At 71.8% G+C, this 21,276-nt stretch carries 18 protein-coding genes and 3 tRNA genes; 18 read left to right on the forward strand and 3 right to left on the reverse strand.

The genetic code is table 11. The annotated features are described in order from the left end of the window. The first annotated feature begins 47 nt into the window (after nt 1-47). Together BLU95_RS22905 and BLU95_RS22910 are read left to right on the forward strand one after the other, a co-directional pair. Nucleotides 48-2,684, forward strand: coding sequence for an ATP-binding protein (locus tag BLU95_RS22905; RefSeq protein ID WP_093861680.1), 2,637 nt, complete (start codon nt 48-50; stop codon nt 2,682-2,684). Beyond that, entirely contained in the window at nt 2,681-3,361 is a 681-nt protein-coding gene (locus tag BLU95_RS22910) for a response regulator (protein ID WP_093861681.1), read from the forward strand. Before BLU95_RS22905 ends, BLU95_RS22910 begins: the two co-directional genes overlap by 4 nt. Nucleotides 3,362-3,589: 228 nt before the next feature. Here BLU95_RS22910 and BLU95_RS22915 read toward each other — a convergent pair whose 3' ends face one another. Next, a complete protein-coding gene (locus BLU95_RS22915; RefSeq protein ID WP_093861682.1) occupies nt 3,590-4,858 on the reverse strand; it encodes an amidohydrolase family protein in 1,269 nt (422 codons plus the stop codon). A gap of 239 nt (nt 4,859-5,097) precedes the next feature. Between BLU95_RS22915 and BLU95_RS22920 the strand changes: the two genes are divergently transcribed. The 6 genes from BLU95_RS22920 to BLU95_RS22945 all read left to right on the forward strand — a co-directional run bounded on the left by BLU95_RS22920 (nt 5,098) and on the right by BLU95_RS22945 (nt 7,713). Further along, a tRNA-Thr gene (locus BLU95_RS22920) sits at nt 5,098-5,170 on the forward strand. Between the two features lie 43 nt (nt 5,171-5,213). After that, a tRNA-Met gene (locus BLU95_RS22925) sits at nt 5,214-5,286 on the forward strand. Between the two features lie 84 nt (nt 5,287-5,370). Continuing rightward, on the forward strand, nt 5,371-5,535 hold the full coding sequence (gene rpmG, locus BLU95_RS22930) for a 50S ribosomal protein L33 (protein ID WP_006604855.1): 165 nt from the start codon (nt 5,371-5,373) through the stop codon (nt 5,533-5,535). Between the two features lie 146 nt (nt 5,536-5,681). Beyond that, nucleotides 5,682-6,143 carry a MaoC family dehydratase N-terminal domain-containing protein gene (locus BLU95_RS22935; protein WP_093861683.1) on the forward strand — a complete coding sequence of 154 codons (462 nt, stop codon included), beginning with the start codon at nt 5,682-5,684 and terminating at the stop codon, nt 6,141-6,143. Nucleotides 6,144-6,148: 5 nt separating this feature from the next. Then, nucleotides 6,149-6,571: a MaoC family dehydratase gene (locus BLU95_RS22940; RefSeq protein ID WP_093861684.1), complete on the forward strand. Its 423-nt coding sequence runs from the start codon at nt 6,149-6,151 to the stop codon at nt 6,569-6,571. Between the two features lie 98 nt (nt 6,572-6,669). Further along, the gene (locus BLU95_RS22945) at nt 6,670-7,713 is read left to right on the forward strand and encodes a UDP-N-acetylmuramate dehydrogenase (protein ID WP_093865063.1); all 1,044 of its coding nucleotides are present in this window, start codon (nt 6,670-6,672) and stop codon (nt 7,711-7,713) included. Nucleotides 7,714-7,759: 46 nt separating this feature from the next. Here BLU95_RS22945 and BLU95_RS22950 read toward each other — a convergent pair whose 3' ends face one another. Together BLU95_RS22950 and BLU95_RS22955 are read right to left on the reverse strand one after the other, a co-directional pair. Further along, nucleotides 7,760-8,788: an adenosine deaminase gene (locus BLU95_RS22950; protein WP_093861685.1), complete on the reverse strand. Its 1,029-nt coding sequence runs from the start codon at nt 8,786-8,788 to the stop codon at nt 7,760-7,762. A 141-nt stretch (nt 8,789-8,929) separates the two neighbouring features. Continuing rightward, the gene (locus BLU95_RS22955; protein ID WP_093861686.1) at nt 8,930-10,174 is read right to left on the reverse strand and encodes a pyridoxal phosphate-dependent aminotransferase; all 1,245 of its coding nucleotides are present in this window, start codon (nt 10,172-10,174) and stop codon (nt 8,930-8,932) included. Between the two features lie 259 nt (nt 10,175-10,433). On the opposite strand from BLU95_RS22955, the gene BLU95_RS22960 reads away from it, so the two are divergent. The 10 genes from BLU95_RS22960 to rpoB all read left to right on the forward strand — a co-directional run bounded on the left by BLU95_RS22960 (nt 10,434) and on the right by rpoB (nt 21,206). After that, a tRNA-Trp gene (locus BLU95_RS22960) sits at nt 10,434-10,506 on the forward strand. 147 nt (nt 10,507-10,653) lie between these two features. Next, on the forward strand, nt 10,654-10,986 hold the full coding sequence (gene secE / locus BLU95_RS22965; RefSeq protein ID WP_093861687.1) for a preprotein translocase subunit SecE: 333 nt from the start codon (nt 10,654-10,656) through the stop codon (nt 10,984-10,986). A 211-nt stretch (nt 10,987-11,197) separates the two neighbouring features. Continuing rightward, complete coding sequence (gene nusG / locus BLU95_RS22970; protein WP_093861688.1) at nt 11,198-12,100, forward strand: transcription termination/antitermination protein NusG; 903 nt, start codon at nt 11,198-11,200, stop codon at nt 12,098-12,100. A gap of 164 nt (nt 12,101-12,264) precedes the next feature. Then, entirely contained in the window at nt 12,265-12,699 is a 435-nt protein-coding gene (gene rplK, locus BLU95_RS22975) for a 50S ribosomal protein L11 (RefSeq protein ID WP_093861689.1), read from the forward strand. A 102-nt stretch (nt 12,700-12,801) separates the two neighbouring features. After that, entirely contained in the window at nt 12,802-13,524 is a 723-nt protein-coding gene (gene rplA, locus BLU95_RS22980; protein WP_093861690.1) for a 50S ribosomal protein L1, read from the forward strand. 182 nt (nt 13,525-13,706) lie between these two features. Continuing rightward, entirely contained in the window at nt 13,707-14,525 is an 819-nt protein-coding gene (locus tag BLU95_RS22985; RefSeq protein WP_093861691.1) for a hypothetical protein, read from the forward strand. Between the two features lie 143 nt (nt 14,526-14,668). Further along, complete coding sequence (locus BLU95_RS22990; protein WP_093861692.1) at nt 14,669-15,547, forward strand: SCO4651 family lipoprotein; 879 nt, start codon at nt 14,669-14,671, stop codon at nt 15,545-15,547. A 350-nt stretch (nt 15,548-15,897) separates the two neighbouring features. Continuing rightward, complete coding sequence (gene rplJ / locus BLU95_RS22995; protein ID WP_030393254.1) at nt 15,898-16,461, forward strand: 50S ribosomal protein L10; 564 nt, start codon at nt 15,898-15,900, stop codon at nt 16,459-16,461. Between the two features lie 90 nt (nt 16,462-16,551). Further along, nucleotides 16,552-16,935, forward strand: a complete 384-nt coding sequence (rplL, locus tag BLU95_RS23000; RefSeq protein WP_093861693.1) for a 50S ribosomal protein L7/L12 — start codon at nt 16,552-16,554, stop codon at nt 16,933-16,935. 794 nt (nt 16,936-17,729) lie between these two features. Beyond that, nucleotides 17,730-21,206 carry a DNA-directed RNA polymerase subunit beta gene (gene rpoB / locus BLU95_RS23005; RefSeq protein ID WP_030393256.1) on the forward strand — a complete coding sequence of 1,159 codons (3,477 nt, stop codon included), beginning with the start codon at nt 17,730-17,732 and terminating at the stop codon, nt 21,204-21,206. Nucleotides 21,207-21,276: the final 70 nt, after the last annotated feature.

Genomic DNA, 21,276 nt, shown 5'->3' on the forward strand with positions numbered 1-21,276 from the left:
GCACGACCCGTCCCCCGTACGACGCAGAAGACGAAAGAGCAGCGCCCATGGCCCGCGACCTCACCCCCGGAACCGGCCACCGACGCGGCCGGCTGAGGGTGTACCTCGGTTCCGCTCCCGGTGTCGGCAAGACCTACCGGATGCTGGACGAGGCCCGGCGCAGACAGGACCGGGGCGCGGACGTCGTCGTCGGCTGGATCGAGTGCCACGGCCGCCGCCACACCGAGGCGATGCTCGACGGCCTGGAGGTCGTGCCGGGCGTCCACCGCGCCTACCGGGAAACCGACTTCGAGGAGATGGACCTCGACGGGGTACTCCGGCGGAAGCCCACGGTCGTGCTCGTGGACGAACTGGCGCACACCAACATCCCCGGCGGGCGGCACGGCAAGCGCTGGCAGGACGTCGACGAGCTGCTGGACGCCGGGATCGACGTCATCACCACGGTCAACATCCAGCACCTGGAGTCGTTGAACGACGTCGTCCAGAAGATCACCGGCATCCCGCAGCGCGAGACCGTCCCGGACGAGGTGGTGCGCCGGGCCGACCAGATCGAACTCGTCGACATGGCCCCCCAGGCGCTGCGCCGCCGGATGGCCCACGGCAACGTCTACAAGGCGGAGAAGGTGGACGCCGCGCTCTCGAACTACTTCCGGGTCGGCAACCTCACCGCCCTGCGCGAGCTCGCCCTGCTCTGGGTGGCCGGGCGGGTCGACGAGGGCCTGCGCGACTACCGGGCCAGCCACAACATCGACCGGGTCTGGGAGACCCGCGAACGCGTCGTGGTCGCCCTCACCGGCGGCCCCGAGGGCGAGACCCTGATCAGACGCGCCGCCCGGATCGCGGACCGCACCGCCGGCGGCGACCTGCTCGCCGTCCACGTCACCCGCAGCGACGGCCTGGCCGGCGCCTCCTCCGGCGCCCTCGCCCAGCAGCGGCAGCTCGTCGAGAGCCTCGGCGGCAGCTACCACGTGGTCGTCGGCGACGACATCCCCACCTCGCTGCTGGCCTTCGCCCGCGCCCACGACGCCACCCAGCTCGTCCTCGGCACCAGCCGCCGCGGCCGGACCGCCCGCTTCCTCACCGGACCGGGCATCGGCGAGACCACGGTGGACGCCTCCGAGGACATCGACGTCCACATGGTCACCCACGAGTTCACCGGCCGGGGCCGGCTGCCCGCCCTCGGCCGGCGCCACTCCCGGCGCCGCACCGTGGCCGGGTTCGTCGCCGGTCTCGTGGTGCCCTCGCTGCTGACCGTGGTCCTCTCGCAGTTCCACCAGCAGGTGAACCTCACCACCGACGCCCTGATCTTCCAGCTCGGCGTCGTCGTGGTCGCCCTGCTCGGCGGCGCCACCTCGGCGCTGCTGGCCTCGCTGGTCGCCTCGGCGCTGCTCAACTACTTCTTCATCCCGCCCGTCCACGCCTTCACCATCGGCGAGACCAACAACATCATCGCCCTGACCGTCTTCGCGGCCGTCGCGCTGACCGTCTCCACCGTGGTCGACCACGCGACCCGCCTCACCGCCCGGGCCGCCCGCGCCACCGCCGAGGCCGAGACCCTCTCCACCCTGGCCGGCAGCGTCCTGCGCGGCGCCGACGCCCTGCCCGCCCTGCTGGAGAAGTCCCGCACCGCCTTCGGCATGGACTCCGTGGCCCTGCTCGGCCGCACCGGCGGCGAGGTGCTCGCCTCCTGCGACACCGCCGCCGAGCCGGGGGACGCCGCCGACGGTGACCGGGCCGACACCGGCGCCGCCGCCCCGGACCGCACCCTCGTCACCACCGAGGTCCCCGTCGGCGCCGACGCCGTCCTCGTCCTCACCGGCCGCCGGCTGCCCGCCGCCGACCAGCGCGTCCTCACCGCCTTCGCCGCCCACGTCGCCGCCGCCCTGGAACGCGACCGCCTCGCCGTCGTCGCGGCCGAGGTCGAACCCATCAAGGCCGCCGACCGGATGCGCACCGCCCTGCTCGCCGCCGTCAGCCACGACCTGCGCACCCCGCTCGCCGCGGCCCTCGCCTCGGTCGGCTCGCTGCGCAGCCCCGACGTCGAGTTCTCCCCCGAGGACCGGGCCGAACTGCTCGCCACCGCCGACGAGTCCCTCGTCAGACTCACCCGGCTGGTGGACAACCTGCTCGACATGAGCCGCCTCCAGGCCGGCGCGCTCACCCTCCACCTCGCCGAGACCCACCTCGACGAGATCCTGCCCCGCGCCCTGGACTCGCTCGCCGATCCGTACGCGCCCGTCCAGCCGCTGGACCTGGAGACCGTGCCGCCGGTGCTCGCCGACCCGCCGCTGCTGGAACGCGTCCTCGCCAACGTCATCACCAACGCCCTGCGGTACAACGCCCCCGGCGCGCCGGTCCTGGTCGCCGCCAGCCAGCACGCCGGACGGGTCGAACTGCGGGTGATCGACCGCGGTCCCGGCATCGCCCCCGAGGACCGGGACCGGGTCTTCCTGCCGTTCCAGCGCCTCGGCGACACCGACAACACCACCGGCGTCGGCCTCGGCCTCGCCCTCTCCCGCGGCCTCGCCGAAGCCATGGGCGGCAGCCTGGAGGTCGAGGACACCCCCGGCGGCGGCACCACCATGCTGCTCACCCTGCCCGCCGCCCCGGCCCGGCCCCTGCCCGCCGATCCGGCACCCGCCCGTCCCGTGCCGGTCCAGCACCCCGGGGAGGCCCCCGTATGAGCGAGATCCTGGTCGTCGACGACGAGCCGGCGCTGCTGCGCACCCTGCGGATCAACCTCGGCGCCCGGCAGTACGCCGTCCGGACCGCCGCGACCGGCGGCGAGGCCCTGGCCCGCGCCGCCGGCACCTCCCCCGACGCCGTCCTGCTCGACCTCGGCCTGCCCGACCTCGACGGCATGGACGTCATCCGCGTTCTGCGCAGCCGTAGCGCGGTGCCGATCATCGTGCTCTCCGGCCGGGCCGACGCCGCCGACCGGATCGGCGCGCTGGACGCCGGCGCCGACGACTACCTCACCAAGCCGTTCCTGATGGACGAGCTGCTGGCCCGGCTGCGCGCCGTGCTGCGCCGCCCGCCGGTCGCCCTCGGCCCCGCGGTGCCCGCGCCGGTGATCGGCGACCACACCGTGGACCTCGCCGCCACCACCGTCAGCGGGCCGGACGGCCCGGTGCGGCTCACCCCGACCGAGTGGCGGATCCTGTCCCTGCTGCTGGCCCACCCCGGCCGGCTGGTGCCCGGCCGGCGGATCCTGCGCGAGGTCTGGGGCCCGGCCCACGAGGAGCGGGGCAACTACCTGCGGGTCTACCTGGCCGGCCTGCGGCGGAAGCTGGAGCGCGACCCGGCCCGGCCTCGCCATCTGATCACCGAGCCGGGGATCGGCTACCGCTACGAGCCCTGACCGCGCCCCGCGTCACCGGGAGCGTCACCGGGCGCGTCAACGGTCCGTCAGGACCGGCCGCCCCGGCGTCAACGGCCCGTCAGGAGCGGCCGGGCCGGCCGCCCGGGGGCATAGCGTCGGTGACGAGGAAGCGGTCCCGCTCCGTGGGGGATGCCTGGGACCGCTTCGCCGCTCCGGCGGCCACCCGGGTGGGGGAGGGGCGCGCGATGCCGGCATCGCGCGCCCCGATCACCCGTCCGTGCCGTCCGACTGCCGGGGCAGCGCCAGGGCCACCGTGTCGGCGAACTCCCGCACCGCGCTGGTCCGGCTGACGACCCGGCCGCTGTGCACCACCAGCCGGCTGTGCCCGCCCGCCAGCGCCCCGGACAGGCTGTCCCCGCGCACCGCCAGCAGCTCCGCCGGGAACCCGGCGTCCACCCGCACCGGCGGCAGTCCCAGCGCCAGCCGTGCCTGGTTGGAGACCGCGTCGTACGCCGCGTCGGGATCCAGCACCCCGGCCGCCGCCAGCAGGTACGCGGCTTCCAGCGGGTCCGCCCGCCCGACCGGGTTGGCGCCGTCGCGCAGCGAGCCGCTGCCGGCCGCCAGCGGCACCCGGGCCTTCAGCAGGTCCCGCAGCGGCGCGGGCCGCGGCCCGCCCGCCAGGCCCTCCAGCCCCGAACAGGCGCCGTTCTGCGGCAGGCAGACCACCCTGACCCCGCTGTTGGCCAGCACCGTCGCGGCGCCCGGCGCGAGCGACCCGCAGGGACCGACCAGCACCCGGGGCCGCAACGGGGCGAGCGCTCCGGCCAGCCGGGCCAGCTGCGCCGGATCGGCGGCCGTGGTGTGCAGGTCCACCGGGCAGTCCGCCTCCCGGGCGGCCTCCAGCAGCAGTTGGACGTAGCCGGCCGGGTCCGGGTCCAGCTCGGGGCAGCCGCCGGCGGCGGTGGCGCCCAGCTTGAGCGCCTCCCGCAGCTGGGCCCGGCCGTCCGCCCCGGCCCTTCCGGTGAGCAGCCGGGGCATCGCCACGGCCTGGAGGTCGGCGAGGCCGCGCAGCGCCTGCTGGGAGGTGAGCACCGCCTCCAGCCGGCGCAGTCCGTGCACGTCGCCGATCCGGACGTGGGTGCGCTGGGCGGTCGCGCCGTAGCCGAGCGAGGTCAGGGCGGCCTCGGTGACCCGCCGGGTGAGCTCGGCGGGGGTCTCCGGCGGCGGAGTGGGCAGGGCGGCGGAGAAGGCGACGTCGTAGTGCGCGTGCGGCTCGGCCGGGGCCGGCAGCAGCAGGTAGCCGCGCAGGTCGATCCTGGCCCCGGTGGTGACGGTGGGCCCGCCGGGCACGGCGGGCAGGGGGCCGAGGCCGCCGGCGGTGCCGACGGCCTGGATCCGGTCGCCGCTGATCCGTACGTCCACCACCCGGCCGTCCGCCAGCCTGGCTCCGGTGAGCAGCAGGACGGGCCCGTGCCCGAGCGGGTTGGCGGCAGGGCCGGGTCCGGGGTGCGGTCCGTCGGCGGCTGCGCTGTCCATCGCCCGGCTCCTTCTGGCGTCCGGTTCCTGCTCGGGTCAATGAGCGACGAGCCTACGGCGGGCGGGCCCGGGGCGCCGGGAGGCGGGCAATAGTCGTATCGGGTCGGGGCGTGGCTCCGGGGGGCCGGTCGAACGCCGGGCCTTCGATCGCTCGCCCGTGCGCCTCGCCGACCTGCGGACTTCGCCGCGCGATACGGATTTCACCTCTGGGCGCGAAACGTGTAATCTCTTCCTCGTTCGCCCCTATAGCTCAGTCGGTAGAGCGTCTCCATGGTAAGGAGAAGGTCTGCGGTTCGATTCCGCATGGGGGCTCTGGTGAGAAGGAGTCGGCTTCGGCTGTGCTCCGGATCACTGTGGCGGTGTAGCTCAGTTGGTAGAGCAAGCGGCTCATAATCGCTGTGTCACCGGTTCAAGTCCGGTCACCGCTACCCCGCGTAGTCGGTCGGGGGATCACACTCCCGGTCGGCTACTCTTGTCTGTGTTCTTATTCATTGTCCAAGGAAGGCACTCCCGTGGCTGCCACCGATGTCCGCCCGAAGATCACGCTGGCCTGCGTGGAGTGCAAGGAGCGGAACTACATCACCAAGAAGAACCGGCGTAACGACCCGGACCGTCTTGAGATGAAGAAGCACTGCCCCCGCTGCAACTCGCACACCGCGCACCGCGAGACCCGCTGACCCTCTTGCAGGGCAACGGGCCTGTGTGACCAGGTCTACGGCTCCGGGCCGCATCCCTCACGGGGGTGCGGCCCGGAGTCTTTTGCGTTCCAACGTGTTCCAACGTGTTCCGACCGTCTGTCCGCCGCGTTTCCTAGGAGCTGCCGATGGCACTCGACCCTTCCTTCATCGGGCGGACCTATCCGCCCACCGAGCCCTACGAGGTCGGCCGGGAGAAGATCCGCGAGTTCGCCGTCGCCGTGGGTGACGCCAATCCGGTGTACCGCGACCCGGAGGCCGCCAAGGCACTCGGCCACCCGGACGTGATCGCGCCGCCGACCTTCCCGATCGTGCTCACCATGCGGGCCTCCGGCCAGGTGGTCCAGGACCCGGAGCTGGGTCTCGACTACAGCCGGGTCGTGCACGGCGACCAGAAGTTCAGCTACACCCGCCCGGTGCGGGCCGGTGACCGGCTGACCGTCTCGGTCACCGTCGACAACATCAAGTCGCTGGCCGGCAACGACGTGCTCACCGTGCGCGGCGAGGTCGCGGACGAGTCCGGCGAGCACGTGGTGACGTCGGTCATGACCCTGGTGGCCCGGGCCGCCGACGAGAAGGCGGGGGAGTGAGCCCGATGGCGATCGGATACGACGAGGTCGAGGTCGGCACCGAGCTGCCGGCGCAGTCCTTCCCGGTGACCCGGGCCGCGCTGGTGCAGTACGCGGGCGCCTCCGGCGACTTCAACCCGATCCACTGGAACGAGAGGGTCGCGCTGGAGGTCGGCCTGCCGGACGTCATCGCGCACGGCATGTTCACCATGGCCGAGGCGGTCCGGGTGGTGACCGACTGGGTCGGCGACCCGGCCGCGGTGGTCGAGTACGGCGTCCGCTTCGTCCGCCCGGTGCCGGTGCCCGACGACGGCACCGGCTCGGTGGTCGAGGTCAGCGGCAAGGTGGCCAAGCTGCTCGACGACGGCAAGGTCCAGGTCGACCTGCTGGCGACCTACCAGGGCCAGAAGGTGCTCGGCATGGCCAAGGCGGTCGTCCGGCTCGGCTGAGCCCGGCCGGGCGTGCACCCCGGGCGTGCCCGCCCCCGCCCCGCCCCCGCCCCGTGCGGGGCCGGGCGGGCGCGGGCTCCCCGTACCCTGGGGGCGTGCTGGAAGAACTCGACGCCCCCCTCGCCCCGCTGACCACCCTGCGGCTCGGTGGCCCGGCCCGCCGCTTGGTGACCGCGCACACCGACGACGAGGTGATCGCCGCCGTGCGCGCCGCGGACGCGGCGGGGCAGCCGCTGCTGGTGCTCGGCGGCGGCTCCAACCTGGTGATCGGCGACGCCGGTTTCCCCGGCACGGTGCTGCGGATCGCCACCACCGGCTTCGCGCTGGACGGCACCGTCCTGGAGCTGGCGGCCGGCGAGGTCTGGGCCGACGCGGTGGCCCGCGCGGTCGGGGCAGGACTGGCCGGGATCGAGTTCCTCGCCGGCATCCCCGGCTCGGCCGGCGCCACCCCGGTGCAGAACGTCGGCGCCTACGGCCAGGAGGTCGCGCAGACGATCACCGAGGTGGTCGCCTACGACCGCCGGGCCGACGAGGTGGTCACCCTCCCCAACGCCGAGTGCGCCTTCTCCTACCGGCACAGCCGCTTCAAGGCGGACCCCGAGCGCTACGTGGTGCTGCGGGTCCGCTTCGGGCTGGAGAACGCCGCCGGGCTCTCCACCCCGGTGCGCTACGCCGAGGTCGCCAAGCACTTCGGGGTCGCCCAGGACGAGCGGGTCGGCCTGCGGGCGGCGCACGAGGCCGTGCTCGGGCTGCGGGCGGGCAAGGGCATGGTGCTGGACCCGGCGGACCACGACACCTGGTCGGCGGGCTCCTTCTTCACCAACCCGGTGCTGGGCCCCGAGCAGTACGCGGCCTTCCTGGCGCTGGCCGCCGAGCGGGAGCTGACCGCACCCGCCTACCCGGCGCCGGACGGCCGCACCAAGACCTCGGCCGCCTGGCTGATCGACCGGTCCGGCTTCGGCAAGGGCTACGGGAGCGGCCCGGCGACCCTCTCCACCAAGCACACCCTGGCGCTCACCAACCGCGGCGCGGCCACCACCGAGGACCTCCTCGCACTCGCCCGGGAGATCCGGGACGGGGTGCGGGCGGCCTTCGGGGTGGAGCTGGTGAACGAGCCGGTGATGGTCGGCGTCAGCCTCTGAGCCGCCGGCGCCACCGCAGCAGCCGCCGCCACCGCCACCACCGGCCTCAGGCCGTCAGCCAGGCGTCGATGTCCGCCAGCAGTTCCTTCCGCACGCTGTCCGGCGCGACCGAGCCGCGCACCGACTGCCGGGCCAGCTCGGCCAGCTCGGGGTCGGAGAAGCCCAGCACGTCCCGGGCCAGGTCGTACTGGTCGGCGAGCCGGGAGCCGAACAGCAGCGGGTCGTCCGCGCCGAGCGCCAGCGGCACCCCGGCGTCGAACAGCCGTCGCAGCGGGACGTCCTCCGGGCGCTCGTAGACGCCCAGCGAGACGTTCGAGGACGGGCAGACCTCGCAGGTCACCTGGCGGTCGGCCAGCCGCTGCATCAGCCGCTCGTCCTCGGCGGCCCGCACCCCGTGGCCGATCCGGCCGGCGCCGAGGTCGTCCAGGCAGTCCCGGACGGACTCCGGGCCGGCCAGTTCGCCGCCGTGCGGGGCGGCCAGCAGCCCGCCCCGGCGGGCGATGTCGAAGGCCCGGTCGAAGTCGCGGGCCAGCCCGCGGCGCTCGTCGTTGGACAGGCCGAAGCCGACCACGCCCCGGTCGGTGTAGCGGACGGCGAGCCGGGCCAGGGTCCTGGCGTCCATCGGGGACTTCATCCGGTTGGCCGCGACCAGGACCCTGATGCCGACCCCGGTGGCGGCGGCGGCCTGCTCCACCGCGTCCAGGATCAGTTCCAGGGCCGGGATCAGCCCGCCCAGCCGGGGCGCGTAGGAGGTCGGGTCGACCTGGATCTCCAGCCAGCGGGAGCCGTCCCGCCGCTCGTCCTCGGCGGTCTCCAGGACCAGTCGGCGGATGTCCTCCTCGTCGCGGAGGACCGAGCGGGCGGTGTCGTAGAGGCGCTGGAACCGGAACCAGCCGCGTTCGTCGGTGGCCCGCAGCCGGGGCGTCCCGCCGGAGCTGAGCGCCTCCGGCAGCCGGACCCCGTGCTTGTCGGCCAGTTCCAGCAGGGTGGCCGGGCGCATCGAGCCGGTGAAGTGCAGGTGCAGGTGGGCCTTCGGAAGGTCCCTGACGTCTCGCGGGTTCAGCAGGCGTTCCATTCACGAATCCTGCCGTATCGGGGCCCCCTACGGGAACCGCCCTCTTCCCGGCCCCCGAAGGGGTGAAAAGAGGGCGGTCCGGTCAATCGGCGTTGACGTCCGCGTCCGGGGCACCACGAGCGGGCCCGGGGCGGGGAGGGTTCAGCGGGCCTCGGCCAGCAGCTTCTGGATCCGGCCGACACCCTCGGCGAGGTCGGCGTCGCCCAGCGCGTAGGAGAGCCGCAGGTAGCCGGGGGTGCCGAAGGCCTCGCCGGGAACGACCGCGACCTCGACCTCGTCCAGGATCAGCGAGGCCAGCTCGGCGGAGGTCTGCGGACGCTGCCCGCGGATCTCCTTGCCCAGCAGGGCCTTGACGGACGGGTACACGTAGAAGGCGCCCTCGGGCTCGGGGCAGACCACGCCGTCGATCTCGTTGAGCATCCGGACGATGGTGCGGCGGCGCCGGTCGAAGGCGGTGCGCATCTCGTGGACGGCGGAGAGGTCGCCGGCGACGGCGGCCAGGGCGGCGCGCTGGGCCACGTTGGAGACGTTCGAGGTGGCGTGCGACTGCAGGTTGGTCGCGGCCTTGACGACGTCCTTGGGGCCGATCACCCAGCCCACCCGCCAGCCGGTCATCGCGTAGGTCTTGGCGACACCGTTGACCACGACGGTCTTGTCCGCGAGCTCCGGCAGCAGGGCCGGCAGCGAGACGAACTCCGCGTCGCCGTAGACCAGGTGCTCGTAGATCTCGTCGGTGAGGACCCACAGCCCGTGCTCCACGGCCCAGCGGCCGATCGCCTCGGCCTCGGCCCGGGTGTACACCGCGCCGGTCGGGTTGGACGGCGAGACGAAGAGCACCACCTTGGTGTTCTCGGTGCGGGCGGCCTCCAGCTGCTCGACCGAGACCTTGTAGCCGGTGGTCTCGTCGGTCACGACCTCCACCGGCACGCCGCCGGCCAGCTGGATCGACTCCGGGTAGGTGGTCCAGTACGGCGCCGGGACGATGACCTCGTCGCCCGGGTCGAGGATCGCCGCGAACGCCTCGTAGATCGCCTGCTTGCCGCCGTTGGTCACCAGCACCTGGGAGGCGTCCACCGCGTAGCCGGAGTCGCGCAGCGTCTTGGCCGCGATCGCCTCCTTGAGCTCCGGCAGGCCGCCGGCCGGGGTGTAGCGGTGGTTCCTCGGGTCGCGGCAGGCCTCGACGGCCGCCTCGACGATGTAGTCCGGGGTGGGGAAGTCCGGCTCGCCGGCGCCGAAGCCGATGACGGGCCGGCCGGCCGCCTTGAGGGCCTTGGCCTTGGCGTCCACGGCGAGGGTGGCGGACTCGGCGATCGCGCCGATCCGGGCGGAGACGCGGCGGTCGGCGGGGCGGACGGAACGGTCGGGCTGCGGGGTGGAAGCGCTCATGCCTGCATGGTCGCAGACCGCACACCGCCCGGGCATGGCGGTTTCACGATATGTACGGGACCGTCCGGATGGCGGCCGGGTGGGGGCCCGGTGACGGCCCGAAAAAGAAGAGGTTCGACCAAACGCCCTTCGACCCCGTACACTCACTGATCGACGGCCACCGAACGAACCGGAGCCTCCACCACCGCACCGAAACAGTGCGGAGTCCGGTGGAAGATACGGTAGGTTGGTCGTCACTACTGGGGCCGCGAGGTTCCGTAGGGCAATAGCTCAATTGGTAGAGCACCGGTCTCCAAAACCGGCGGTTGGGGGTTCAAGTCCCTCTTGCCCTGCTGCTTGATCCGTACTCAGCCCGTTCGCTCCACAGAGCGAGCGGGCTTGATGCGGAGAGGGCGCCGATCAGCACCGCTAGCCGGCCGCTCGTGCCTCTTCGGGTACGCAGTCGACGCTCGGCAGGACCCGGATTCAGGTGAGGACGAGTGACGGAGACCACGGGCTCCACCGCAACGCCTGAGAGCGGCAACCCCGAGGGGGCCGACGGCGCTGCCGAGACCACCCCTGCGGAGGGTGATTCGCGCCGCAAGCGCTCTGGCGACAAGAAGTCCGGCAAGCGGGGCAAGAAGGGCGTCTTCGCGCGCCTCGCCCTCTTCTACCGGCAGATCATCGCCGAACTGCGCAAGGTCGTCTGGCCGACCCGCAACCAGCTGGTGAGCTACACCACGGTCGTGGTCGTGTTCGTCGTGGTCGTGATGGCCTTCGTGTCCGGCCTCGACTACGGCTTCTCCAAGGCCGCCCTCTGGATCTTCGGCTGACCAAGCCGTTCCACCTGTGCGTACAACCTCCCGACCCGGGCCGGTCCTCGGCCCGGGTCGAGCTGTCTGCGTCGGAGGTACGGGGCCGCTACCGTTGACTCGGTACTGTTGAAGTCTTCGAGGCGAACTTCCGGCGACCGCGTGAGCGGAGCGGAGCCGGACCGTCGCGGAGCGTGCCACCTTCACCATCTCCAGGAAAGAAGCAGCCACCGTGTCTGAGTCCCCCCTGTACGACGCCGACGAGACCGTCCTCGAGGCGGATGTCGCCGCCGAGGACGCGGCCGAGCTGGCTGACGCCGTCGAGTCCGACGAGCAGCAGATCGTGGACGCGGTCGACACCGACGAGGACGAGGTCGAGGCGTTCGACGAGGCCGAGGCCGGCGAGCCGGCCGAGGACGTCGCGCTGCACGTGGAGACCGAGGAGGAGCTCGTCGAGGACGCCGACGAGGACACCGAGGGCGACGAGGACGAGGCCGCCGCCGAGGAGACCGAGGAGGAGGCCGTCGAGGTCGACCCGGTCGCCAAGTTCCGCGAGGACCTCCGGTTCATGCCCGGCGAGTGGTACGTGATCCACACCTACGCCGGCTACGAGAACCGGGTGAAGCAGAACCTGGAGCAGCGCGCGGTCTCCCTCAACGTCGAGGAGTACATCTTCCAGGCCGAGGTGCCGCAGGAGGAGGTCGTCCAGATCAAGAACGGCGACCGCAAGACCATCCGCCAGAACAAGCTCCCCGGCTACGTCCTGGTGCGCATGGACCTCACCCCGGAGTCCTGGGGCGTCGTGCGCAACACCCCCGGTGTCACCGGCTTCGTCGGCAACGCCTACGACCCGTACCCGCTGACCCTGGACGAGGTCGTCAAGATGCTCGCCCCCGACGTCGAGCGCCAGGCGGCCAAGGAGGCCGGCAAGCCCTCGCCGGTCAAGCCCAGCGAGATCCAGGTCCTCGACTTCGAGGTCGGCGACTCGGTCACCGTCACCGACGGTCCGTTCGCCACCCTGCAGGCGACCATCAACGAGATCAACCCCGACTCGAAGAAGGTCAAGGGCCTGGTCGAGATCTTCGGCCGGGAGACCCCGGTCGAGCTCTCCTTCGACCAGATCCAGAAGAACTAGTCCCATCGTCTTCGGATTCGGGGCGGGCCCGCGGGCCCGCCCCGAATCCGTTTTGGTCCAGCGACGCCGAGGCGTTAGCCTGGTCCGATGTGTGTGCTGGCGACCGGGTGTCGCCCCGTGTCCGCACGCACCAGCAATCACCTCTCGGAAGGACCCGGAGAGACATGCCTCCCAAGAAGAAGAAGGTCACGGGGCTTATCAAGCTCCAGATCAACGCCGGCGCGGCGAACCCGGCCCCGCCGGTCGGCCCCGCGCTGGGTCAGCACGGCGTCAACATCATGGAGTTCTGCAAGGCCTACAACGCCGCGACCGAGTCGCAGCGCGGCATGATCGTGCCGGTGGAGATCACGGTCTACGAGGACCGTTCCTTCACCTTCATCACGAAGACGCCGCCGGCCGCGCGCCTCATCCTGAAGGCCGCCGGCATCGAGAAGGGCTCGAGCGAGCCGCACAAGACCAAGGTCGCGAAGCTCACCGCCGCCCAGGTCCGCGAGATCGCCACGACCAAGATGCCCGACCTGAACGCCAACGACCTGGACGCCGCGTCCAAGATCATCGCCGGCACCGCCCGGTCGATGGGCATCACGGTCGAGGGCTGAGAACCTCCCTTCCCGTCAGGGAAAAGTTGATTCAGCCGTCCCTGTGGTAGGGCCCGCGCAGGCCCGTGACACCACAACTCCATTCACCATTCAGGAGCAGCTATGAAGCGCAGCAAGGCCCTGAAGGCCGCGGACGCCCAGGTCGACCGCGAGCGCCTTTACGCCCCCCTCGAGGCCGTCCGCCTCGCCAAGGCGACCAGCACCAGCAAGTTCGACGGCACCGTCGAGGTCGCCATGCGTCTGGGTGTCGACCCGCGCAAGGCCGACCAGATGGTCCGCAGCACCGTGATCCTCCCGCACGGCACCGGTAAGACCGCTCGGGTCCTGGTCTTCGCGACCGGCGAGCGTGCCGAGGCCGCGCGTGCTGCGGGCGCCGACATCGTCGGTGCCGACGAGCTCATCGACGAGGTCGCGAAGGGCAAGCTGGACTTCGACGCCGTCGTCGCCACCCCGGACCTCATGGGCAAGGTCGGCCGCCTCGGCCGCGTGCTCGGTCCCCGTGGTCTGATGCCGAACCCGAAGACCGGCACCGTCACCCCGGATGTCGCCAAGGCTGTCAACGACATCAAGGGCGGCAAGATCGAGTTCCGCGTCGACAAGCACTCGAACCTGCACTTCATCATCGGGAAGACCTCCTTCACCGACGAGCAGCTGGTCGAGAACTACGCCGCCGCGCTGGACGAGGTGCTCCGCGCCAAGCCGTCCGCCGCCAAGGGCCGCTACATCAAGAAGACCGCGTTCTCGACCACCATCGGCCCCGGCATCCTGGTGGACCCGAACCGCACCCGCAACCTCCTCGTCGAGGAGGACCCGGCCGCGGTCTGATCGCAGCCGACCTTCGTACGGCGGGCCCGTACCCCCTTCGCCGGGGGTGCGGGCCCGCCGTCGTTTCCCGATCGATACCCCCTGCCGGGGGAACGGGCACACGGTCCGTCGTACGCTCGGCCGGTCCGCCCGCGCGTTCCCGGCCGAGGGAGCCCGCCGCCGTCCGACCGCCGGAGTGTGCCGTGCCCGCCGTTCGCCCCGCCGCCAAGGGGGCGGCCCTGCTGCTGCTCGCCGCCGGCCTCACCGCGTGCAGTGTGCTGGCCGTCTCCGGCGACCGCACCCCGATCAGCGACCGGCCCACCGTCCGGCCGCCCCGGCAGGTGCTGCTGTCCGCCTCGCAGCGGCTGGACGACGCGGGCGGGGCACGGATCCAGGCGGTCGAGGAGGGACCGGCGGGGCGGCGGAGCGCGAGCGGCACGGTGTCCTGGGGCGCCCACGACTCGGCCGAGCTGACCGTCACCGACGAGCTGGGCACCGGGCTGCTGCGGGGCCGGGACGGTGCCCTGGACCTCGGCTACGCCGGTGCGGCGCCGCGCTCCGCGGACCGGGACCGGGCGGAGTCGCTGGACCCGCGTGCCGTCCCCGGCGGACCGACCGGCTGGTCCGGCGGCTGGATCACGGGTCTGCTGGCCAACCCGGGCGGGTCGGCCCGCCTGATGGCGCTGGCCGGCAAGCTCACCCCGCTGGGCGGCGAGGAGCTGAACGGCGGGACGGTCGCGCACTACCGGGGCGCCGCACCGGTGGCGGACTACTTCGGCGCCGAGGAGGGGCTGAGCCCGGCCAGGCTGAACGACCGGCTGGACTACTACGAGCGGCGCGGGGTCGCCGCCGTCGAGTACGACTTCTGGGTGGCGCCGGGGGACCGGCTGCTGCGGGTGCGGTCCACGGTCAGGGGCGCCTCCGGCGCGGTGGTGACCACCACCGACATCGCCGAGGGCGCCGAGCCGGCCGAGGGCGCCGCCACCGACGCGCCCGCCGTGCCGCCGGTCTCCGGAGGCTGAACCGGCCGGTCCGGGAGGGCGGGTGCGGCCGAGTGGCGGGGGGTGCCACGGAGCCGCGCGGGACCGGGTGGCAAGGTGGGCGGGAGCGGACGGGCCGGCCTGGGTGGCCGTCCGCCGAGGACGGATCCGACGGGGAGGCCTGGATGGCGGTGCGGCAGCGGCTGGCGGCGGTGGTCGCCGTCGCGGTGCTGGCGGGCGGCCTGAGCGGGTGCGGCGGGGCGGACGGCCCGGCCCCGGGCGGCTCGTCGAGCGCGTCCGGCGCCCCGACGCCGACACCCAGCAGCGCCTCACCGACCTGGCCGGCCAAGCCGACCGACCGCTCCCCGCACGGCGTGCTGCTCTCGGCCCAGCTGGCCATGCAGACCGCGCGCCGGGCCAAGGTGAGCTACCGGCTGGGCTCGGACGCCGGCTCCGGCCCGCTGTTCTGGCAGCCGAAGACCGCGCTCCAGGTCAAACGTTCCACCCCGGCGGCGGCCGAGCAGCTGATCGTCGTGGACACCGTCGCCTACGAGGGCGGTGACGCGGCCACCGCGGCCCGGCTGGGCGGGCGGCACTGGGAGCGGTTCGCCGGGGCGCCGGGCCCGGACGGGCACCGGGAGATCCCGTACGCCGGGCTGATCGACCTGCTCAACCCGGTGGTGGCGCTGGCCGCCGCGACCGCCGAGGGGACCACCGCCCAGTACGTCGGCGAGGAGAAGTTCGAGGACTCCGCGGTGGAGCACTACCGGGTGAGTACCGACGCGGCCCGTTACGCGGCGGCGCAGACCCAGCTGAGCCAGGTCCGCCGGGAGGGCCTGCGGACCGCGCTGGCGCCCGGCGGCTCGGCCTCGCTCGTCCTGGACCTCTGGCTGAACGACAAGGACCAGCTGGTCCGGCTGCAGCGGACCGGGGCGGGCGACAGCGGCCGGCTCGACGACTCGGTGCTCTACACCGAGCCCGGCGGCCCGCTCTCGGCGCAGGCCCCGGCCGAGTCGGACACCGTGGACACCGGCACCCGCAGCACCCCGCCGACGGCCCGCTGAGCCGGCCGGGCGGTCGCGACCAGGGGCGATTTGCCCCGGACGGCGGCATCCGGCTACTGTGTCGGAAGCCAAAGACCGCTGGTTGTCGCGCCGCCCCCGTCAGGGAGTGCGTGACCGAAGGATCCGCGCCTCGTGCGCGGGCAGCCCGCGCAGGATTGTTTGGAGCTTCGACCTCCGGGTCGCGTGCCTCGCATGCGGACCCGTCGAGTTCGCCACGAGCCCCGTGCGCCTGCGCACCGGGGCTCATCTGCTTTTCCGCAGAGGTTCTCCTCCGTCCGGCGGTCCGAGGCGCGAATGGTCGACTCTCGCGGTCGGCCTGATTTCGACATCACGGAAGGAGGCGTAAGCCTATGGCTAGGCCCGACAAGGCTGCTGCCGTCGCCGAGATCACGGAGCTTTTCCGTGGCTCGAACGCTGCGGTGCTGACCGAGTACCGCGGTCTGACGGTGAAGCAGGTCAAGACCCTGCGTCGCTCGCTGGGCGAGAACGCCCAGTACGCCGTGGTGAAGAACACGCTGACCAAGATCGCGGCCAATGAGGTCGGGATCACGGAGCTCGACGACCTGTTCGCCGGTCCGACGGCTGTCGCCTTCGTCACCGGTGACCCGGTGGAGTCGGCGAAGGCTCTGCGTGACTTCGCCAAGGAGAACCCTGCTCTCGTCATCAAGGGCGGTGTCCTTGACGGTAAGGCGCTGTCCGCCGACGAGATCAAGAAGCTCGCGGACCTCGAGTCCCGCGAGGTGCTGCTCGCCAAGCTGGCGGGTGCCATGAAGGGCAAGCAGTCGCAGGCTGCCGCGCTCTTCCAGGCCCTGCCCTCGAAGCTCGTCCGCACGGTCGAGGCGCTTCGGGAAAAGGTCGAGCAGGGCGGTGCCGGTACGCCGGCTCCCGCCGCCGAGGAGACCGCGGCCGAGTGATCGGCCGAGGCCCTGCCTCGCTGCGGGCCCGTACGCCCGCCAACCCGTACATCCGGCACCACCTGCCGATTTAGTGGAAGGACGCCAATCATGGCGAAGCTGTCCCAGGACGAGCTGCTCGCGCAGTTCGAGGAGCTCACCCTCATCGAGCTGGCCGCGTTCGTGAAGGCCTTCGAGGAGAAGTTCGACGTCACCGCTGCCGCTCCGGTCGCCGTTGCCGGCATCGCCGGCCCGGGCGCCGTGGCCGAGGCCGTCGAGGAGCAGGACGAGTTCGACGTCATCCTCGATGGCCCGGGCGACAAGAAGATCCAGGTCATCAAGGAGGTGCGCACCCTGACCTCCCTCGGCCTGAAGGAGGCCAAGGACCTCGTTGACACCGCTGGTGCCAAGGTTCTGGAGAAGGTTGCCAAGGACGTTGCCGAGAAGGCCAAGGCCGCTCTCGAGGGCGCCGGCGCCAAGGTCACCGTCAAGTGACTCGCCGCCCCCTCTGAGGGGGCAGTGGGCCGGGCCGATCACCCTTGCGGGTGGTCGGCCCGGCTTTTTGCGTTTCCGGCCCCGCCCGGCCGGTGGCCGCTTCGCGGCCGCCCCGGGCCTGCCCCCGGCCGTTCCCCGGTCCGCCCCCGGCCTGCGCCCGCCCCGCATCCGCCCCGTCCCCGGTGGGTCCGCGGCCGGACACACCGGCGTGGCCGATCGAGCACTCGGCACTGTCGGTGCGGACGGGTATGGTGATCGCTGTCATCGGCTACGGCCCCGACCACGGCTTCTGTAACGCCGGGGTGGCCCGGAGCGATGAACGGGACGAGGCCCGCACCGGAGGCGGGCCCTTGACGAACCCGGCGGGCGCGCGCGATTCTCGAGGCGCGAGTCCGCCCCGGTTGGTCGACCGCCGGATGCATAACCGGCGGCTCCGGAGGGAAGTGACTCCACGTGAGTCGTGGGCCCGGACGAGTCCGGGCCGCTGCAGTACCCGGAGGGCGTTCGCGCCCGACGGCTACCGGGAGGAGTCTCCGATTCGGTCTCCGAATCAGAGCTGGACAGCAGTGTCGCCTTTGGCTACACTGTCCCTTTGCGCTGCCTGTTAGCTGCTCCGTGACTCGTCGCCCGGAGTTTGCGTTGCCCTGAAGGGGTCTGGCACCGCCTCCGCAAAGCGGCTCTGACCTGAGGTTTCGACCTCGGCGGAGGCCGGTGGCGCGGAGGTGGGACCGAGCCCGTGAAGGCCCGGCCGGTACGCGCGTAGTGAGCTCCGAGCCCTCGGAAGGACCCCCCTCTTGGCCGCGCCGCGCAACGCCTCGAACAATTCCGCCGCATCCACCGCCCCGCTCCGCGTCTCGTTCGCGAAGATCAAGGAGCCCCTCGAGGTCCCTAACCTCCTGGCCCTGCAGACCGAGAGCTTTGACTGGCTGCTCGGCAACGCGGCCTGGAAGACCCGGGTCGAGCGGGCGCTGGACAACGGTCAGGACGTCCCCACGAAGTCCGGTCTGGAGGAGATCTTCGAGGAGATCTCCCCGATCGAGGACTTCAGCGGGTCGATGTCGCTGACCTTCCGCGACCACCGTTTCGAGCCGCCGAAGAACTCCATTGACGAGTGCAAGGACCGCGACTTCACGTACGCGGCCCCGCTCTTCGTCACGGCCGAGTTCACCAACAACGAGACCGGTGAGATCAAGTCTCAGACGGTCTTCATGGGCGATTTCCCGCTCATGACCCACAAGGGCACGTTCGTGATCAACGGCACCGAGCGTGTCGTCGTGTCGCAGCTCGTCCGCTCGCCGGGCGTGTACTTCGACTCCACCCTGGACAAGGTGTCCGACAAGGACATCTACTCCTGCAAGGTCATCCCCTCGCGCGGTGCCTGGCTCGAGATGGAGATCGACAAGCGCGACATGGTCGGCGTCCGCATCGACCGCAAGCGCAAGCAGTCGGTCACCGTGCTGCTCAAGGCCCTCGGCTGGACCAACGAGATGATTCTCGAGGAGTTCGGCGAGTACGAGTCGATGCGCGCCACCCTGGAGAAGGACCACACCCAGGGCCAGGACGACGCGCTGCTCGACATCTACCGCAAGCTGCGTCCCGGGGAGCCGCCGACGCGCGAGGCCGCGCAGACGCTGCTGGAGAACCTGTACTTCAACCCGAAGCGCTACGACCTCGCCAAGGTCGGCCGCTACAAGGTGAACCGCAAGCTCGGCAACGCCGAGTCGCTGGACTCCGGTGTGCTCACCGAGCCCGACATCATCAACGCGATCAAGTACCTGGTCAAGCTGCACGCCGGCGAGGTCGACTGGCGTGACGAGACCGGCCGCGACATCGTGGTCGAGGTCGACGACATCGACCACTTCGGCAACCGCCGCCTGCGCAACGTGGGCGAGCTCATCCAGAACCAGGTCCGTACGGGTCTCGCCCGCATGGAGCGCGTCGTGCGCGAGCGCATGACCACCCAGGACGTCGAGGCGATCACGCCGCAGACCCTGATCAACATCCGGCCGGTCGTCGCCTCCATCAAGGAGTTCTTCGGCACCAGCCAGCTGTCGCAGTTCATGGACCAGACGAACCCGCTGTCGGGCCTGACCCACAAGCGCCGTCTGTCCGCCCTCGGCCCCGGTGGTCTGTCCCGTGAGCGGGCCGGCTTCGAGGTCCGTGACGTGCACCCCTCGCACTACGGCCGCATGTGTCCGATCGAGACCCCCGAAGGCCCGAACATCGGTCTGATCGGCTCGCTCGCCTCCTACGGTCGGGTCAACGCGTTCGGCTTCATCGAGACCCCGTACCGCAAGGTCATCGAGGGTGTCGTCACCGAGCAGGTCGACTACCTGACCGCCGACGAGGAGGACCGCTTCGTCATCGCGCAGGCCAACGCCCCGCTGACGGCGGAGCTGACCTTCGCGGAGCCGCGTGTCCTGGTCCGCCGCCGCGGCGGCGAGATCGACTACATCCCCGGCACCGAGATCGACTACATGGACGTCTCGCCGCGCCAGATGGTGTCGGTCGCGACCGCCATGATCCCGTTCCTCGAGCACGACGACGCCAACCGCGCGCTCATGGGCTCGAACATGATGCGCCAGGCGGTGCCGCTGCTGAAGAGCGAGGCTCCGCTGGTCGGTACCGGCATGGAGTACCGCTGCGCCGTCGACGCCGCGGACGTCATCACCGCCGAGAAGGCCGGTGTCGTCCAGGAGGTCTCGGCCGACTACGTCACCGTGGCCAACGACGACGGCACGTACACCACGTACCGCGCCGCCAAGTTCACCCGCTCCAACCAGGGCACCGCCTTCAACCAGAAGGTGCTCGTGGACGAGGGCGCCCGGGTCGAGTCCGGCCAGGTGCTCGCCGACGGTCCTTGCACCGACGAGGGCGAGATGGCCCTCGGCAAGAACCTGCTGGTGGCGTTCATGTCCTGGGAGGGTCACAACTACGAGGACGCGATCATCCTGTCGCAGCGCCTCGTGCAGGACGACGTCCTCTCCTCGATCCACATCGAGGAGCACGAGGTCGACGCCCGTGACACCAAGCTGGGCCCCGAGGAGATCACCCGGGACATCCCGAACGTCTCCGAGGAGGTCCTCGCCGACCTCGACGAGCGCGGCATCATCCGCATCGGCGCCGACGTCGTCACCGGCGACATCCTGGTCGGCAAGGTCACGCCCAAGGGCGAGACCGAGCTGACCCCGGAGGAGCGCCTGCTCCGCGCGATCTTCGGCGAGAAGGCCCGTGAGGTCCGCGACACCTCGCTGAAGGTGCCGCACGGTGAGTCCGGCAAGGTCATCGGCGTCCGCGTCTTCGACCGCGAAGAGGGCGACGAGCTGCCCCCGGGCGTCAACCAGCTGGTCCGCGTCTACGTGGCCCAGAAGCGCAAGATCACCAACGGTGACAAGCTCGCCGGCCGTCACGGCAACAAGGGCGTCATCTCGAAGATCCTGCCGGTCGAGGACATGCCGTTCCTGGAGGACGGCACCCCGGTCGACATCATCCTCAACCCGCTGGGTGTCCCGTCCCGAATGAACCCGGGACAGGTCCTGGAGATCCACCTCGGGTGGCTCGCCAAGCAGGGCTGGGACGTCTCCGGCCTCGCCGACGAGTGGGCCCAGCGCCTCCAGGCGATCGGCGCCGACCAGGTCGACGGTGGCACCAACCTCGCCACCCCGGTCTTCGACGGCGCCCGCGAGGACGAGATCACCGGCCTGCTGGACCACACCACCCTCACCCGTGACGGTGAGCGCCTGGTGAACTCCACCGGCAAGGCCCGGCTGTTCGACGGCCGCTCCGGCGAGCCGTTCCCGATGCCGGTCTCGGTCGGCTACATGTACATCCTCAAGCTGCACCACCTGGTCGACGACAAGCTGCACGCCCGTTCGACCGGCCCGTACTCCATGATCACCCAGCAGCCGCTCGGTGGTAAGGCGCAGTTCGGTGGTCAGCGCTTCGGTGAGATGGAGGTGTGGGCCCTCGAGGCGTACGGCGCGGCCTACGCGCTGCAGGAGCTCCTCACCATCAAGTCCGACGACGTTCTCGGCCGTGTGAAGGTCTACGAGGCCATCGTCAAGGGCGAGAACATCCCCGAGCCCGGCATTCCCGAGTCCTTCAAGGTGCTCATCAAGGAAATGCAGTCGCTCTGCCTCAACGTGGAGGTGCTGTCCTCGGACGGCCAGTCCATCGAGATGCGGGACTCCGACGAGGACGTGTTCCGCGCCGCCGAGGAGCTCGGCATCGACCTGTCCCGGCGCGAGCCGAGCAGCGTCGAAGAGGTCTGACGGAGGCCGGGCCGGCCGCTCACCGAGCGGCCGGCCCGCCCCCAGGCCCCCCTCAGACCACATGAACGAC

The sequence above is a fragment of the Streptomyces sp. TLI_053 genome (assembly GCF_900105395.1).
Lineage (GTDB): Bacteria > Actinomycetota > Actinomycetes > Streptomycetales > Streptomycetaceae > Kitasatospora.